This is a genomic window from Paenibacillus sp. J31R30 (assembly GCF_059692115.1).
This window is the reverse complement of the sequence record NZ_JCAUAV010000003.1, coordinates 473,209-488,899: the sequence shown is the minus strand read 5'-3', so window position 1 is coordinate 488,899 and position 15,691 is coordinate 473,209. Positions and strand designations below refer to the sequence as shown.

The 15,691-nt window shown below is 44.4% G+C and carries 16 protein-coding genes and 1 pseudogene; 3 read left to right on the top strand and 14 right to left on the bottom strand.

What is annotated here, in order from left to right:
* Nucleotides 1-69: 69 nt before the first annotated feature.
* The gene (locus AC58QO_RS13890) at nucleotides 70-1,185 is read left to right on the top strand and encodes an aminopeptidase (protein ID WP_497266323.1); all 1,116 of its coding nucleotides are present in this window, start codon (nucleotides 70-72) and stop codon (nucleotides 1,183-1,185) included.
* Between the two features lie 80 nt (nucleotides 1,186-1,265).
* On the opposite strand, the gene AC58QO_RS13885 is transcribed toward AC58QO_RS13890, so the two are convergent.
* The 12 genes and pseudogenes from AC58QO_RS13885 to AC58QO_RS13830 all read right to left on the bottom strand — a co-directional run.
* A complete protein-coding gene (locus tag AC58QO_RS13885) occupies nucleotides 1,266-2,747 on the bottom strand; it encodes a L,D-transpeptidase family protein (RefSeq protein WP_497266321.1) in 1,482 nt (493 codons plus the stop codon).
* 205 nt (nucleotides 2,748-2,952) lie between these two features.
* Nucleotides 2,953-3,282 carry a cytochrome o ubiquinol oxidase subunit IV gene (cyoD, locus tag AC58QO_RS13880; RefSeq protein ID WP_497266319.1) on the bottom strand — a complete coding sequence of 110 codons (330 nt, stop codon included), beginning with the start codon at nucleotides 3,280-3,282 and terminating at the stop codon, nucleotides 2,953-2,955.
* A complete protein-coding gene (gene cyoC, locus AC58QO_RS13875; protein ID WP_497266317.1) occupies nucleotides 3,283-3,897 on the bottom strand; it encodes a cytochrome o ubiquinol oxidase subunit III in 615 nt (204 codons plus the stop codon). It abuts the gene before it with no gap.
* Nucleotides 3,898-5,865: a cbb3-type cytochrome c oxidase subunit I gene (locus AC58QO_RS13870; protein WP_497266315.1), complete on the bottom strand. Its 1,968-nt coding sequence runs from the start codon at nucleotides 5,863-5,865 to the stop codon at nucleotides 3,898-3,900.
* A 40-nt stretch (nucleotides 5,866-5,905) separates the two neighbouring features.
* Nucleotides 5,906-6,868, bottom strand: a complete 963-nt coding sequence (cyoA, locus tag AC58QO_RS13865) for a ubiquinol oxidase subunit II (protein WP_497266313.1) — start codon at nucleotides 6,866-6,868, stop codon at nucleotides 5,906-5,908.
* 230 nt (nucleotides 6,869-7,098) lie between these two features.
* Nucleotides 7,099-7,359: a hypothetical protein gene (locus tag AC58QO_RS13860; protein WP_497266311.1), complete on the bottom strand. Its 261-nt coding sequence runs from the start codon at nucleotides 7,357-7,359 to the stop codon at nucleotides 7,099-7,101.
* A 357-nt stretch (nucleotides 7,360-7,716) separates the two neighbouring features.
* A complete protein-coding gene (locus AC58QO_RS13855) occupies nucleotides 7,717-8,025 on the bottom strand; it encodes a DUF4870 domain-containing protein (RefSeq protein WP_497266309.1) in 309 nt (102 codons plus the stop codon).
* Between the two features lie 86 nt (nucleotides 8,026-8,111).
* Nucleotides 8,112-9,086, bottom strand: coding sequence for an NAD-dependent epimerase/dehydratase family protein (locus AC58QO_RS13850; RefSeq protein WP_497266307.1), 975 nt, complete (start codon nucleotides 9,084-9,086; stop codon nucleotides 8,112-8,114).
* Between the two features lie 23 nt (nucleotides 9,087-9,109).
* Nucleotides 9,110-9,799, bottom strand: coding sequence for a copper homeostasis protein CutC (locus tag AC58QO_RS13845; protein WP_497266305.1), 690 nt, complete (start codon nucleotides 9,797-9,799; stop codon nucleotides 9,110-9,112).
* A 130-nt stretch (nucleotides 9,800-9,929) separates the two neighbouring features.
* Entirely contained in the window at nucleotides 9,930-10,091 is a 162-nt protein-coding gene (locus AC58QO_RS13840) for a hypothetical protein (protein WP_497266304.1), read from the bottom strand.
* A gap of 121 nt (nucleotides 10,092-10,212) precedes the next feature.
* Nucleotides 10,213-10,869: a deoxynucleoside kinase gene (locus AC58QO_RS13835; protein ID WP_497266302.1), complete on the bottom strand. Its 657-nt coding sequence runs from the start codon at nucleotides 10,867-10,869 to the stop codon at nucleotides 10,213-10,215.
* Nucleotides 10,870-11,026: 157 nt separating this feature from the next.
* Nucleotides 11,027-11,125, bottom strand: a pseudogene (locus AC58QO_RS13830) (DUF3900 domain-containing protein); the annotation flags it as partial.
* A gap of 122 nt (nucleotides 11,126-11,247) precedes the next feature.
* Here AC58QO_RS13830 and AC58QO_RS13825 point away from each other — a divergent pair.
* Complete coding sequence (locus AC58QO_RS13825; protein ID WP_497266300.1) at nucleotides 11,248-11,478, top strand: hypothetical protein; 231 nt, start codon at nucleotides 11,248-11,250, stop codon at nucleotides 11,476-11,478.
* Between the two features lie 69 nt (nucleotides 11,479-11,547).
* On the opposite strand, the gene AC58QO_RS13820 is transcribed toward AC58QO_RS13825, so the two are convergent.
* Nucleotides 11,548-13,731, bottom strand: a complete 2,184-nt coding sequence (locus tag AC58QO_RS13820; RefSeq protein ID WP_497266298.1) for a PAS domain S-box protein — start codon at nucleotides 13,729-13,731, stop codon at nucleotides 11,548-11,550.
* A 195-nt stretch (nucleotides 13,732-13,926) separates the two neighbouring features.
* Here AC58QO_RS13820 and AC58QO_RS13815 point away from each other — a divergent pair, with 195 nt between their 5' ends.
* On the top strand, nucleotides 13,927-14,859 hold the full coding sequence (locus AC58QO_RS13815) for a zinc dependent phospholipase C family protein (protein ID WP_497266296.1): 933 nt from the start codon (nucleotides 13,927-13,929) through the stop codon (nucleotides 14,857-14,859).
* A 116-nt stretch (nucleotides 14,860-14,975) separates the two neighbouring features.
* Here the strand turns inward: AC58QO_RS13815 and ung are convergent, their stop codons facing one another.
* Nucleotides 14,976-15,671 (bottom strand): uracil-DNA glycosylase, encoded by a 696-nt coding sequence (ung, locus tag AC58QO_RS13810; protein ID WP_497266294.1) that lies wholly within the window; start codon nucleotides 15,669-15,671, stop codon nucleotides 14,976-14,978.
* Nucleotides 15,672-15,691 lie beyond the last annotated feature (20 nt).

The window sequence follows — 15,691 nt, the reverse complement described above, 5'->3', positions numbered from 1 at the left end:
ATTGGATAACGTGAACGCGTTGCGCTATAATTTGGGAGTAACTATTTTTTATTAAGGGAGACCTACAGAATGAGAGATCCAAGACTACAAACTTTTGCCCGAAACATAATTCGATATTCCGTGAGTCTTCAGCCCGGTGAGAACATATTGATTGAAATGATTGGCGTTAAAGATCCTGAGTTGGCAAAATGTTTAATTGAGGAAGTGTATGCCGCTGGGGGTAACCCTTTCATCGAATTGCGCGATCCTGCCATCACGCGGAGCCTGCAAATGAAAGGCACACAAGCACAATTCAGTGCCTGGTCTGACATTGAGCTTGCTCGGATGAAACAAATGGATGCTTACGTGGCTGTTCGCAGCGGAGATAACATTACAGAATCATCCGATGTGCCTGATGAGCAAATGAAATTATTCCTGAAGTACTTCCAGCGTCCTATCTTCGACGAGCGCATTAATAATACCAAATGGGTCGTAATGCGCTACCCGAACCCTTCGATGGCGCAGCTGGCTGGTAAAAGCACAGAAGCCTTTGAGGACTTCTACTTTAATGTATGTAACCTGGATTACAGCAAAATGGCGAAGGCGATGGAATCCCTTGTCGACCTCATGAATCGCACAGATCGCGTACGTTTAGTAGCCAAAAATACGGACCTCAGCTTCTCGATCAAAGGGATTGGAGCTGTTCCTTGTTCCGGACGTCGCAACATCCCGGATGGCGAGGTGTACACTGCGCCTGTGAAAGATTCTGTGAATGGCGTTATTAGTTATAATACGCCAACCATCTATTCAGGCACATCCTTCGAGAACATTGTGTTAACCTTCGAAAACGGCCGCATTATTAACGCGACCAGCAACGATACCAAGAAGCTGAACGAGATCCTGGATACAGATGATGGCGCTCGCTTCATCGGCGAATTCGCGATTGGCGTGAACCCTTACATTCAACATCCGATGAAGGATATTTTGTTTGATGAGAAAATTGACGGCAGCATCCATTTTACACCTGGTCAAGCCTACGAAACTGCGGATAACACCAATCGTTCTTCCGTTCACTGGGATATGGTCCTGATTCAACGACCTGAATATGGCGGCGGCGAAATTTACTTCGACGATGTGCTCATTCGCAAGGACGGCCGCTTCGTCATTCCTGAGCTGGAGAAGCTGAATCCAGAGAACTTAATGTAGTTAACGATTGGCAAAAGCGTAAACATAAAAAGCAGTTGAGACTTACGAGAAGACTCTCTCGGTAAGCTTCAGCTGCTTTTTTAGCCTAACCAATGGAAAACGACCTGTTCCGCGGTTTCCGAATGCTTAGGCAAACTTGCCGGGATGAGGCTTGAGGTGTGATTCACCTGACCTAATGGCTTAGCGGTATGATCCACGGAAAGAATTCGTACCTCTGCTCCTTTGGGAACGAAAGGAAATACTTGCTGTATGTCAGCATTGGTTAGCCGAATACAGCCCAATGACTTATTTCCTCCGATGGAACTCTCATCGTATGTCCCGTGTAAAGCGATTGCGCCTAGTCCTAGGCCTGCCTCACCATAGCTCTGATTTGTCTTCCCCTTGGGCTGTTGTACGCGGTCTACGACCCGGAATTCGCCTTCTGGCGTGCTCCCAGCCGAACCGAGTCCGACATCTTTCTCCCATAGCAAATACGGGCCGCTGACGAGCTTCAAGCGATACTTACCTTTATCGACCTCGAGATGGATGGGGTCATAGGGAATTCCAGCTCCTCCAGAAGTATTCGCATAGAACATGTGCGCGATATCAGGCGCTGTGGGATCGTACACCCATCCCCCAGCTCCATTGTAGACTTCTGCAATCGTGTTGGAGCCTGACCCAGCTTCGGTTGGGATGAAGCTCAAATAATTACTCGGATAATCCTGCAGCAATTGATCTATTTGAGGAGGGGCATGTCCTGTATCCTTCTTAAACGATTCCAGAGCAGTTCGAACTAAATTAGCACCAATCGCGCTAAGCGGTTGGTGCTCTTCAAATTCTGCGTTCAAAAATCGGATGTGAACGAGGGCATCAGCTTCTGGTTGATAAGAAGCGACGACAAAAGCACGCTTAATATCGTCCTCATTGGTCAGCAGCATGGTTGTCCCTTTTTCCTTATTATCTTCAGACACAATCCCATAAATCATAATATTCGCATTCGGTATTTCTTTGGCTAGAACCAAGGCTTGCGCATGAAGCTTCTTTTCGATGTCGGAACGTGCCGTATCAGGCGGTAGGTAAAGGATAAAGGGCTTGTCCACCGTTTCATAGGTGACCTGAGTGCCTACTCCCCAAATTTTCATTTTGGATATCGTCCGAGAGATCGAATGATCGCCCACAAAGAACAAAACCAACAGGACATTGAGTATCAGCAATACGATCAACAGCGTTTTCATAAATGGAGGTAATAATGGCTTTCGCTTCTCTGGCAACGTCTGTTCTAGATGCGCAACGTGAGCAGCTTGTTGTTGATCCAGCATGTGAATTGCACGATTCGCAGCAGAATAGAAAGGCGAGGGATAAGTCTTGAGCACTTCCTTGTAGTGGAAACGGGCTCGGTTCCAATTCCCCTTCTCGCGAAATTTCTGCCCCAAATTAAAGTGCGCTTCCGGCGAATTCGCATCCAAATATCGAATCACCTTCTCATGATAGAGCGGATCAGCATGACTAATGAACAAATTCTTGTGCAAATGGACGAGGTGATCATCGAGTTGGTTACGGAAACGTTGGTTTCGTCGGATCATTTGGCTCCTCTCCGTTCATAAATTTAGCTTGTCTCACTGGTTGAATGATACAGTTAGTATCTCTGATACATAATGTATCACGCTATAAATGGAAAGACAACCCTTTTTGTATCCGAACGATCGATGAACACCAATGAGCAAAAAAGACGCCCTCAACCAATTCATTCTTGGTCGAAAACGTCTTTTCATTAATTACATTAAAGATTTAATGAGCCACTGTATTATATGTCATAATCCAGATCGAACCCCCTACGATGGTTACTAATATAACAAGGCCGAAGAGCAGTGCCATGATGTTCCATCGTGCATTCTCGCCCTCTTTGACATGCATGAAGAAGAACAATTGCACACCGAATTGCAGAACTGCCATGAGTAAAATTAAGATTAATGTCCCGGTTTTGTTCAGCATGTGGTTCATCACGACGACAAGTGGAATGATCGTCAAAATGATCGACAGTGCAAAACCGATAATATACGATTTCAATGATCCATGAGACTCATGATTGTGATGTGCTTCTGTATGCGGTTGGCTCACTTACATCACCCCCATGAGATAGACGACTGTAAATACGAAGATCCAAACTACATCCAGGAAATGCCAGTACAGTGAAATGATAGCCACTTTACGTTTCGTTACCGTTGTGATACCGCGGCGTTTCAATTGAAAGATCAAACCAATCATCCAGATTAAACCAACAGAGACGTGCAAACCATGCGTTCCTACCAACGTGAAGAAGGCAGATAAGAAGGCGCTGGTGCTGATCGTTGCTCCTTCATGATTAACCATATTAATGAATTCCGCGAGTTCTAAACCTACGAATGATGCACCTAGAATCACAGTCACGATCAACCAACCGATCAGCTGCTTCAAATTCCCTTTGTGCATGCCAAGTACAGCCAACCCGCTAGTGAAGCTGCTCGTAAGCAAGATGAAGGTCTCCGCTATGATACCTGGCATCTTGAATAACTCTTCGGGTGTGGGTCCTCCATTCGTATTTTGGTGAAGGACCATATATGTGGCAAATAAAGAACCGAATAAGATAACGTCTGTGATTAGAAATATCCAAAATCCAAACGTTTTGAGCGATTCGTGATCATGTTCATGATCGTGTTCATGGTGGTGATCACTGTGTGCAGCTGTGTGTGCCATTTACCCCTTCACTCCTTTCCACGCGTCTTCCGTCGCTTTCACTTCATCCGCTGGAATATAGTAATCCGTATCATAGCTGAAGGAACGAGCAATCATACAGATGGCAACACCTATTAAGGATGGAATCGTTAGCCACATCCAATCCCAGACGAATCCGAAGCCTGCGAAGAACCAGAAAGCCGAAATGATAAACGGAATTGACGAGTTCTTAGGCATATGAATGGGTTCATAGGTTGTTGGCGTTGGTTGTTTTGTAACCGTACCTTGCTTCTCTTCCCACCACGCATCAGCGACATCAGCCTTAGGCAGCACGGCAAAGTTGTAGAGCGGAGCCGGCGAAGGAATCGACCACTCCAACGTACGTGCATCCCATGGATCGCCAGTAACATCTTGTTCTCTGAACTTAATTGAATGCGCGATTTGCCATACTTGGAATATAAACCCAAGTCCCATCAAGAAACCACCGACTGTGGAAACCATATTGAGCGGCCCCCAGCCCATATCCCAGCCATACGTGTAAGTCCGACGTGTCATCCCATCTAAACCTAGGAAATACTGCGGCATAAAACATACATAGAAACCGATGTTCCAAACCCAGAACGCCCATTTACCCAAATGCTCATTGAGCTTAAAGCCGAACATTTTCGGCCACCAGTAGTAGAGACCAGCGAAATAACCAAACGCTACACCGCCAATAAGTACTTGATGGAAATGTGCAATCAAGAAGTAACTATTATGGAACTGGAAATCAGCTGGAGCAACGGATAACAGAACCCCTGTCATCCCCCCGACAACGAAACATGGAATAAATGCAATCGTCCACAGCATCGGTGTCGTGAAGCGAATTTTACCCCTGAACATTGTGAAGAGCCAGTTAAATACTTTTGCCCCGGTTGGTATCGCAATTAACATTGTACTTATCGCGAAGAAGGCATTCACATCTGCGCCTGAACCCATCGTGAAGAAGTGATGCGCCCATGTGAAGAAGGATAATAAGCTAATGATCAGCATCGCGAACACCATCGATTTATAACCGAATAGTTTCTTTTTCGAGAAGGTTGAGACGATTTCGGAGAAAATACCGAAGGCTGGAATGACGACAATGTAAACCTCAGGGTGACCCCACATCCAAATTAAGTTGATGTACATCATTGGATTCCCGCCGCCGTCCAATGTGAAGAAATGCGCACCCAGGAAGCGGTCTAGGAATAGCAAGGCTAGTGTAACGGTTAAGATTGGAAAAGCGAAAATAATCATGATACAGCTTGAAAATACGGACCATGTAAACATCGGCATTTTCATCAATTTCATGCCTGGCGTACGCATTTTCAAAATAGTTACGATAAAGTTAATCCCCGTTGCTAAACTCCCGATACCTGAAATTTGAATGCCCCAAATATAGAAGTTCTGACCCACACCTGGGCTATGCGACATTTCAGACAGCGGCGGATAGCTTAACCAACCCGCATCTGGTGAACCACCAATAACGAAGGACACGTTGAATAGCATAGCTCCCCAGAAGAACATCCAGAAGCTCAGTGAATTTAAGAACGGATACGCGACATCGCGCGCTCCGATTTGCAAAGGAACAACAATATTGAACAAGCCGAACATCAGCGGCATCGCCATGAACAAAATCATGATAACGCCATGCGTTGTGAAAACTTGATTATAATGTTCCGGCTGCAGGAACTGACTGTCTGGAATGGCGAGCTGTAAGCGCATCATAAGCGCATCTACCCCGCCGCGGAATAGCATCAGAATCGAACAAATGATGTACATGATGCCAATTCGCTTATGATCGACACTGGTCAACCATTCACGCCAAAGCCAGCCCCATTTTCTGAAGAAAGTAAGAACGAATACCATGGCTACTAACGAAAGCCCGATACTAACCTGGGCCCCCAGAATCATTGGATCGCCCGTTACGAAAAACTCGGATGAAAAATCTTTTATTTTATCCCACATGAGCAGATCTCCCTTTCAAGAAACTTTGATCTATGATCATCTACTTCGACATATTCATTTGACTATGATCCATTTGGGAATGGTCCATGGCATTGTCTTTCTTAGTATCCTTACCCTCATGACTAGCCCCATGGCCGTTATGGACGGGTTGTCCATTCGTATATTTCGTCACGATTTGTCCGAAAAGCCCCTCTGGAATCGATGAGAAATATTTCACACCAGATTTACCTGGCATCGCTAATTCATCATAGCCTTCCTTGGTTAATTTCGTAGGTACTTTCTTGGTCTTCGCAATAAACGCATCGAAGTCCTCTCGCGATGTCGCATTCACGTCAAACGTCATGTCAGCGAAATGCTCCCCACTGAAATTCGCTCCAGTACCGAAATAATGTCCGATCTCATCCGCTTGTAAGTAGAGCGTCATCGCCATACCTGACATAGTATAAATTTGCCCGCCAAGCTGTGGAATCCAGAAGGAATTCATCGGTGCATCTGATGTAAGCTCGAACTTGATCGGTGTATCTTCAGGAATTTGCAAATAATTCACGGTTGCAACCCCTTGCTCTGGATACATAAACAGCCATTTCCAGTCGAGCGATGTCACTTGAATGGTGATCGGAGCTTTGTCCGACTTCAAAGGCTTAGAAGGTTCTAAAGCGTACGTGTATTTCAAGGTAACGACAGCTAACATGACAATAATAATAATTGGTACAGCCCACCAGACAATCTCAAGTGAAGTGCTGTGAGACCAATTTGGTTTGTATGATGCTTTATTTCCTTTGGAATCGCGATACCGCCATACGATCCATGCCGTGAGGGCAAGAACGGGCACAAGAATAATCCCACATAACACAGTCGCAATAACTATTAAATCTCTTTGCTCCGCACCTACGGGTCCTTTGGGGTCCAAAACCATAGCTTGATCGCTGCAGCCTGATAGTACTGCGATGATGGCGACCATCATGAAGAGCATCCCTGCTTGTATAAGCTTTCTCTTCTTCATCCTTTAACCTCCCAATCAACAAATCCTGTCTGTAATCAACATATCATCTTGTAGGGCAAAGTACATCATCAACAAACTCAACTTAACAAATACGTCAAAGGTTCGACGTAGGAATGTAAAACAAATGTCACAGAACGTTTGTTGACTCTGCTGGAAAAATATGAACAGCAAAAAGCCTTTCAAGTATTAAACTTGAAAGGCTTGCATAGTATTCCTTCGAACCCTCGTTCTCATTCACTTTTGGAAACATTTCTAGAATGAACCAAATGAATCGCTGTCCGCATCACATAAATGAAGACACTACCCACCATAAAACCAATACCCACCATCAATGTTGTATTGCGATCACTGAAGCTTTCTAAACTAACTAAGCTAAGAACTAAACCTATAGCAAGCAACGCCCAAGCAGCAAAAGTCATCAATTTCACTAATGGCATCACATCTCGTTCAACGCGCTCAACTGGATTTGCGGATACAGCTCTATTTGACATTGTCATCACAACTCCTGACTTAAATGTAAGTGCTTTATAACTAGTATAACACAAAAAGCTGGTTTTGTTCATATTTTATTCACACGATGATCAAAATTTGGACAAATATGCACTGGGTAGTATCATTCCTTGCCGATGTACACTTATCATTCCAATTCGGAGGGTTTCGCATCCATATTTCAAATGGACTATATTCTCTAGAATTATCAGTTCCCCTCACGGGTAGAGTCAGCGTCATTCCCCCACTTTGTTCGTCGATGAACATGCGATTGAAGTGCCCTCCTGGGTAACAAACAAATAAGGGCTGACTAACGGTAGTTCACCTACCGATAGTCAGCCCTTGCTATTATGTACGTTCTACTTCAGAAGTGTGTAGCTGCCGATAAACGGAAGCGGTTTGACTTGACCTTGGGCGGCCGCAACAATTCCTAACACGGCCAAAATGACCAAAGCCAAGTTAGCTATCGGTTGTAAGAACCAGCCAATGAACGGAATAATGCCGAGTACGACGTTAACGATAACCCAAGCTAGAAATAAAGTAAGTCCTTGATTGGCATGGTACCAAGCATACTTGGAGTCTTTCGCCGCGATTAACGGGACAAAGAACAAAATGTACGCAAGAATAGCCATCCCCTTGTTACTTTGAATATCCGTGGAATCGTACATAGACAGCACCTCTTTTTCTCAGAGTTTACTCTTCCATTATATTCAGATTCCTGCAGCTATTCGCCCGCGTATGGACAAAACTCAAATTATTTTTGTCCATTCCAATCCCGTAATAGTTGCTCCTCACGCTCTGGCTTCAGTCCAGCAAGTCGTGCAATCGCCGGGTCACGACTTTGGTCCCACGCTAGTGTATCTCTTGCCGTTTCTGCGAGCGGCCTTGTTGTTAAGCCGGCTTGGAACGCTTTCGAGTTGTTAAGCTGCAGCATTCCAATCAAGCTGTCGCTAGGCAGCCAAAGAGGCAGCTCCATCCACGGGCCTACTTCTTGTTCGACCAAGAATGATTCCGGCACCCATGTTAGTGTCGTTTCTATGGAGCTGGACATACAAGCTTGTACAACTTCTTCCATTGAATACTCACTTCCACTGGCATGAATGGTACCCGTTACGCCTTGTTCAATTAAATCCAATGTCCATGCTGCGAGATCACGTACATCAATGAATTGCAGTCTGCGTTCTTTCGGCAGCGGAACTAGCACATTCCCACCTCGCTGCAAGCGTGCTGGCCAGTACGTGAAACGGTCAGAAGCGTCATATGGTCCTATGATTAGTCCCGGACGAATGATAAGTGCTCCTTGTGGAAATGCCTGTTGGACAACCTTTTCACACTCTGCTTTAAGCGCCCCATACCGTTGCCCAGGATCTTCTGCATCTTCGACTCGCAACACAGTTGCAGATTCATCCAGATGCAGCTGCTTTAAGTCCGCATACGCAGAAACAGTGGAAATAAACGTGTAGTGCTTCGCACATTGCTTTAGGATTTCCGTCGAAGTCGCAACAGCCTCTGGCTGATAGCCACTCGTATCAATGACCGCATCCCACTTACCCTCTTTGAGTTTAGCAATATCGGTATTCCGGTCTCCCAGAATGTGTCGAACCTGTGGGAATGCTTGAGCATCGTAATGTCCACGATGAAACAAGGTCACTTCGTGACCCTTCGACAGCGCTGCTTCCGTTAGGGCTCTTCCTAGAAATTTGGTACCGCCAAGAATTAAAATGTTCATGGATGACCTCCTGTAAGACTTAATTAGACAATCCCATCAAGAATTGCTCTTGCTTTCCTTACTTTCTCTTCCTCAACAGCTCCATCCACACTGCTATTCTCTCTTACCGCAGTGCCCAGATGTACACTTTGAACACCTGTAGATTGGACAAATGCTGCTAAGCTCTCCAACGTCAATCCACCGCCGGGCAAAATATGTAATTGGCTGCCGCGGCTTAATGCTACAAGCACGCGAATCTGCTCAATAGCTTGAAGTACGCTCGCGGCCCCTCCCGAGGTAAGCACGGAATGAATCTGTTTATAATTAAGGAGCTGTTGCAAGGCTGCCGCTTGCTGCGATATCTCATCAAAAGCCCGATGAAAGGTGACGGGTAATGCTGTAGCAGCCAAAAGAACGTCCAGCGTTCGATGATCGATTTCATTAGCTGGCGTAAGTACGCCTAAGACAAGCGCACTCGCGCCTGCTTGTTCAGCCCTTTGGATCGATTGGATCATACATGCAATATCATCATCCGACATATGAAACGAGCGGGCATGGGGCCGAATCATGACATGAACAGGCAGACTAACGGATTCACTTATCTGTTTTACAAGCTCTATCTCAGGCGTTAATCCACCCTGCCGCAAATCGGCAACAAGTTCTATCCGATCTGCACCGCCTGCTTCAGCACGCATAGCATCCTGCAGTGTAGTCGCGATTACTTCTAATAACATGGTTCGAACAACCACCCCTTCTAAGCACAAGATTTCTCTCTTACTCTATCATAAATTGGACAACACAAAAAACTCCATTCATCCATAAGGATTAAGGAGTTATGTATCCAATATGATTAAGTATAGGGTCCTAGATATTCGAAGCTGTCTGCCATTGTTGTTGCTGCACTTCGACGAGCTCAAGATTGGCAAATGATCGACTAAGCTTCAACATTTTCTCTGTTGCTGCTAATTTCGGCAATGGTGCACTCATAGGCTTGCCTTTGTAACATACGATAAACAACAATTTCATCACCTTCTCTTTCTTGGATTACGAATACAACATGTCATTTAACTTTCTACTATATCATTCGAAAGACCCCCTCAGTTTTGAGGGGGTCTTTCGACATTTCGACAAGTTTCGCCTAATGCAATTAAACAATCACCAATTCAGATAGCTTCGCTCGAACATCCTCAACTAACTTTGCAGCATCTGACGAACGATTAACGACATCGACACGATCCATATCAACGATTAAAACTTCTGAAGCATGATAGTGATTCATAACCCAATCATCATAGCCAGTCCACAGTTGACGATAATAATCAACCAACGATTGATCCTGCTCGAAGCTGCGGCCGCGAAGACCGATGCGATGCATTACCGTTTCGAAGGAAGCTTTTAAATAGACCATAAGATCTGGCGCTTTCTTAGGAAGCTCTGCCAGCTCGGACATCATATTGTCAGCTAAGCCTTCATACACATCAAATTCCAATTGTGAAATTCGTCCTAGTTCACGGTTCACCTTCGCAAAGTACCAATCCTCATAAATACTTCTATCCAGTACATTGCGATTATGTACTAATGCCTGTTTAATGGCCTTAAATCTCGTATTTAAAAAGTGCAACTGCAATAGAAACGGATACCGGTGTTTTTCGATTTCTTCCGGTGATGCTGTGTAAAAAAGCGGCAAAATTGGATTATCATCAACACTCTCATAGAAAACACTCGAATTTAGTTCTCGTCCAAGCAAAGTGGATACAGATGTCTTACCAAGACCGATCATTCCCCCAACCACAATCACTGCCATTGACCCCTTTCTCCTTCTACCCAATCATAATTTACCTACTGTCAATTCAGCAAAGCTTTCCTATTATACAAGGAATTCAAACATGTGGGAACCCTCTTTTTTTTCCTTTATCGTTAGTCTTCCTCAGGGTTATGCTCATAACCCCGCTCTAGCTCTGCTGCTGAACGAGACCGAGAACTTGGCTATGCAAAATTTCTGGCATCGACTGCTTATATTCTACAAATTTTAGGAAATCCTCAAAATAGAGGGTATGTGAAAAACGAAATGAAGCCATTGCCACAAAAAAAAAATTAATATCACAGTGTGACGATTTCTATTGCCATACTGTCTCTATTAATAAGTGCCTTACAATACTATCCATAAGACAGAGGTGTATCGATGATTTACGGAACGAAGCTACTTGATACAGATTCAGAACTATTTGCGGCAGCCCTCACGAAAACGCCTGTATATGTATGGTCACTCGATCAACTAGGCGTCTATTACCAAGTAACTACTGGGATTATCGTCAAATACACGCCAGATCATGTCCAAATTTATAATGAAAATAACGCAACTGTTTCGACTTGGTTTTCAAGAGAAACATCCGAATTTAGTATTGCTTACTAATAAAACGAGAAAACCGCCGTTTCCCGGTTCCTGAGGGCGGCGGTTTTTCAGTATTCATTCGTGTATTACTCAAGCGAGAAGTTTATCCTCATCGGTACAAGTAGGCAAGAACACATCGATGGTCGTACCATACCCCACTTGACTTTCGATGTTCATGGTTCCTTTGTGCGCTTCCACAATTTTGAAGCACATCATTAATCCTAATCCAGTCCCCTTTTCCTTCGTCGTATAGAAAGGCTCCCCTAGCTGTTTTAATCGATCCTCTGGTATGCCACATCCATTATCTTGCGTCCGAACTCGAATCAGATCATCCCCATGTAACGAAACGATCAGTTTGATCTGCCCGTCTTTCGGAATTGCCTCCATCGCATTTTTGATCAAATTGATGAATAATTGCTTCAAATGCATTTCAGAGCAAATGATTTCGGGGATATCTGACTGGACTTCCAATAGGAGTTGTACGTTACACAGTACCGCTTGCGTATCCAACAGCGCAATGACCGATTGTAAAATCGCACCTAAATCGCTTTTCTTATAGGTAATGGCTTCTGGTTTAGCGATAACAAGGAATTCACTTACTATGAAATTGATTCGATCCAGCTCGGATAGCATGATGTCAAAATAATGCTTCTTGCCTTTGAGATCATGCTGGAGCAATTGTAAGAACCCGCGAAGCGAGGTTAAGGGATTGCGGATTTCATGGGCGAGTCCCGCCGCGAGCTGACCCGCGACAGATAGCTTGTCTGACTTGCGAAGCAGCTCTTCCGTTTGCTTACGCTCCGTGATATCTCGCGTGATACCTGCGAATCCGAAAATCTCACCTTTTTCATTCTTAATCGGTGTCTTCGTAATACTAACATGAATCAATTGACCATCTTTTCGGAGGCGAACCGATTCTTTACCCGATATTTGCTTCCCTAACCTGAGCTGCTCATAGATCTCTTTGCGTTCATTTTTCATATGATCCGGGTAAATCGGCAAAATCTGATCCCTTAACTCCTCTTGACTCCAGCCAAAAATATGTTCATGCGCAGCATTAACTGAGATGACTTTCTCATTCAAATCAAGGACACTAATCGCATCCGAAGTATTGTTTATTACGGATTCAAGCAGCTCCTTGGTCTCTCGAAGCTCCGTCTCCATCCTTTTGCGCTCGGTAATATCGACGCACGAACCAATCACTTCTATCATGCGATCATTTTCTAGAATTGGCCTCAGGGAAGTCAAATAAGTAATGCCGCGGAAGGTAGCCTCGAACATCACATTTTCTTCCCCGTTCCATGCACGATGGTAATACACTTCCATCAAATTCGCCAAAGATGCCGGCCAAATGTCATGAAGCCCATTCCCCAGAATATGCGCTGGCTTAAAGCCTAAACGATACAGCAGCTCACCGTCACACAGCGTGTGGATGAATTGCCCTTCTATTTCTCTGAACTTCAATGTCATCCCTTGTTGTCTTCTCACCGTATCATGAAGGTCCTGCTGCGCTATCCTTAACGATTCCCGATCTTTTAGAAATTGGGTAATATCCTTCGCGATCAGATACACGCCATCTAAACGATCATTGACAATAATAGGTACATTTTTTACACCTAATTCAATTCTTTCCCCATTTTTATGACGAAACACTAACATGTAGTTATCCGATCGCGAAAGTATGTCTGCCGCAGTAATCGCGTCTTTGTCGTCTTGTTGAAATAAATGATGGATGAATTGGCAAGCCAACTCATTTTCAGAAAAGCCCAGAATCCGTTCCATGGCTGGATTGAGAAATTGAATCCGACCTTGCGTGTCACATGTCAAAATACCAGCAGGGTTGTGTTCAATTAAAGACTTGTAGCGCTGCTCACTCTCCGCTAGCTTTCGTTCCATTTCCGATTGCTGGGAAAGATCCTTTACTTGAACAACGAAAGCTTGGGGTTCGTTGTCTGAATCTCGCAGTATGGACATTAACCAGTCCACGTTCTTAAATGTTAAATCCTTATGTCGCATCCGGATATTAACTTGTATAGCTGGAAGCTCCCCATCTATCAATTTCTCCATAATGGTGTCTATAAGACGATCTTGATGCGGTTCAAATACGTCCTTTATATGTGTAGTTAGAAGCTCTTGCTCCGTATACCCAAGAATGCCGCTTAAGCTGCGATTCATTCTCAGCCATTGACCTTCGATCGAAATCAGAGCCATTCCCATTGTTGTAAAGTCAAAAATCGCATCGAACGAAGGCTCCATTTTCGATTGCTTTTTCATATATATGTTCCCCCATGACACAAGCTTGGATAGTAATAATCAACGTTAGATAAATTCGACAATTCCGGTAGAAATCCTGCCCTTTCTGGCAAACTGCAGGAATTAGTTCACGAAATGTGCCCTTGTATTTCCTCAGGTATGATAGAATGGAATGGTTCATTATTCTTCAATTTATGCTTTAGGAGGAATGCTCCCTTGCCAAATATTTGGACTCATTTTATTTTCGGTCAAAAAGTCATGAACGAACTGGGCCATACCTCGGTCCTGAACGATAAACAGCAGCGAAATATATTTTCACTCGGCTGTCAGGGACCCGATTTTCTTTTCTATCATAACTTTCTACCTTGGAAAAAAGAAAAAACCTTAAATGAACTCGGAAGCCTCATGCACAAGGAAGCCTGCGGTCCCTTTTTACTTGAGCTTGTCCGTCAGGTCCAAGGAAGAGGCTTATATAATCCAGCCGTTCTCTACGTACTTGGATTTTTGACACACCATATTCTAGATCGTAATTTACATCCCTATGTATTCTATAAATCAGGTTTCAAGAAATGGGACCACCAACGCTTTGAAATCATCATGGATACCATCTATGCCAAGCATGAGCGAGATATTCAAACGTGGGAAACACCGGTGTGGAAAGAAATTTATGTTGGTGAAAAGTTCCCCATTGGCATCGTTCCCGCTCTTTCCGCTGCAGCAGCGATTTATTATCCCGAAATAGCCTCGCAGATGCGCGACTCCGATTGGGATGATGCCTACTATGACATGATCCGTGCCCAACGGTTGTTTCATGATCCAAGTGGACTCAAACGTATTTTGACACTTGGTCAAATAACGCCTTTGGTTTTTACGAAGCATCCGGCTCCGCTCGATTATTTTAATGAAGCCAAGACGACTTGGAACTGTCCGACTGATCTTAATGAAACCTACACCTCTAGTGTATGGGAGTTGCTGGACATGGCCATGAAGGATGCGATCGTTGTGCTTCAAGCCGCTATTCAAGTCTTACAGAGAGGTTCAGAAGCTGATTATGAAGCATTCCGCGAAGTACTCGGCAACCGCTCCTATGAAACCGGGAAAAACTGTGAACTAGCGTTACCTATTACCTATGTTCAGCCCATTTTATAAGGAAAAAGAAGCATGACTATCCTTACCTGAGCGTCATTTCTAATACACCTTAATCATAGTATTCGTTTCGAAGATCTGATTTCGGTCTATGCATATGAAAAAAACCATGAATGTTGTCATTCATGGTTTTTGCTTTTTGTATGATTAGGGAGATTCCAGTCGATTTCAGTCTTTTTAAGTCGATTCAAGGCAGCATTGACTTGAGAAAACGGCTTACTACCGAAAAATCCGCGATACGCCGAAAGAGGGCTTGGATGGGCCGAAGTAAGGATGACATGTCTCTCTGTGTCGATGAATGTCGTTTTCGATTGTGCATGACTCCCCCATAGCAGGAAGATAACAGGCTCCTCACGCGCATTTAGCGCTTGAATGATCCGATCCGTGAACCTTTCCCACCCTTTTCCCTTATGGGAATAAGGTAACGCCTCACGAACAGTTAACACCGTATTTAACAATAGAACTCCTTGTTCTGCCCAAGCTTTCAAATACCCATGATCAGGTATGGCACAGCCGATATCGGACTCCAGCTCTTTATACATATTCCTTAAGGAAGGAGGGATCGCCATACCTGGCTTCACAGAGAAACTGAGTCCATGCGCTTGCCCGCTTCCATGATAGGGGTCTTGTCCAAGAATAACAACCTTCGTATTCCCGAATGAAGTCAATTCCAAGGCGCTAAACACCTCATCCTCTGGCGGATAAATCGTATGCTGCGTAAGTTCCTCCTGAAGAAACTGTTGTAATTCCTTAAAGTACGGAGCTTGAAATTCATCTGCCAAAACAGTCAACCAATCGTTCGTTAATGACTTCACTTGCTTGTTCCCCCATCCGC

Coding starts and splice junctions, on each gene's coding strand:
- AC58QO_RS13890 (WP_497266323.1), top strand. CDS start 70: ATGAGAGATCCAAGACTACAAACTTTTGCCCGAAACATAATTCGATAT.
- AC58QO_RS13885 (WP_497266321.1), bottom strand. CDS start 2,747: ATGATCCGACGAAACCAACGTTTCCGTAACCAACTCGATGATCACCTC.
- cyoC (WP_497266317.1), bottom strand. CDS start 3,897: ATGGCACACACAGCTGCACACAGTGATCACCACCATGAACACGATCAT.
- AC58QO_RS13870 (WP_497266315.1), bottom strand. CDS start 5,865: ATGTGGGATAAAATAAAAGATTTTTCATCCGAGTTTTTCGTAACGGGC.
- cyoA (WP_497266313.1), bottom strand. CDS start 6,868: ATGAAGAAGAGAAAGCTTATACAAGCAGGGATGCTCTTCATGATGGTC.
- AC58QO_RS13860 (WP_497266311.1), bottom strand. CDS start 7,359: ATGTCAAATAGAGCTGTATCCGCAAATCCAGTTGAGCGCGTTGAACGA.
- AC58QO_RS13855 (WP_497266309.1), bottom strand. CDS start 8,025: ATGTACGATTCCACGGATATTCAAAGTAACAAGGGGATGGCTATTCTT.
- AC58QO_RS13850 (WP_497266307.1), bottom strand. CDS start 9,086: ATGAACATTTTAATTCTTGGCGGTACCAAATTTCTAGGAAGAGCCCTA.
- AC58QO_RS13845 (WP_497266305.1), bottom strand. CDS start 9,799: ATGTTATTAGAAGTAATCGCGACTACACTGCAGGATGCTATGCGTGCT.
- AC58QO_RS13840 (WP_497266304.1), bottom strand. CDS start 10,091: ATGAAATTGTTGTTTATCGTATGTTACAAAGGCAAGCCTATGAGTGCA.
- AC58QO_RS13835 (WP_497266302.1), bottom strand. CDS start 10,869: ATGGCAGTGATTGTGGTTGGGGGAATGATCGGTCTTGGTAAGACATCT.
- AC58QO_RS13825 (WP_497266300.1), top strand. CDS start 11,248: ATGATTTACGGAACGAAGCTACTTGATACAGATTCAGAACTATTTGCG.
- AC58QO_RS13820 (WP_497266298.1), bottom strand. CDS start 13,731: ATGAAAAAGCAATCGAAAATGGAGCCTTCGTTCGATGCGATTTTTGAC.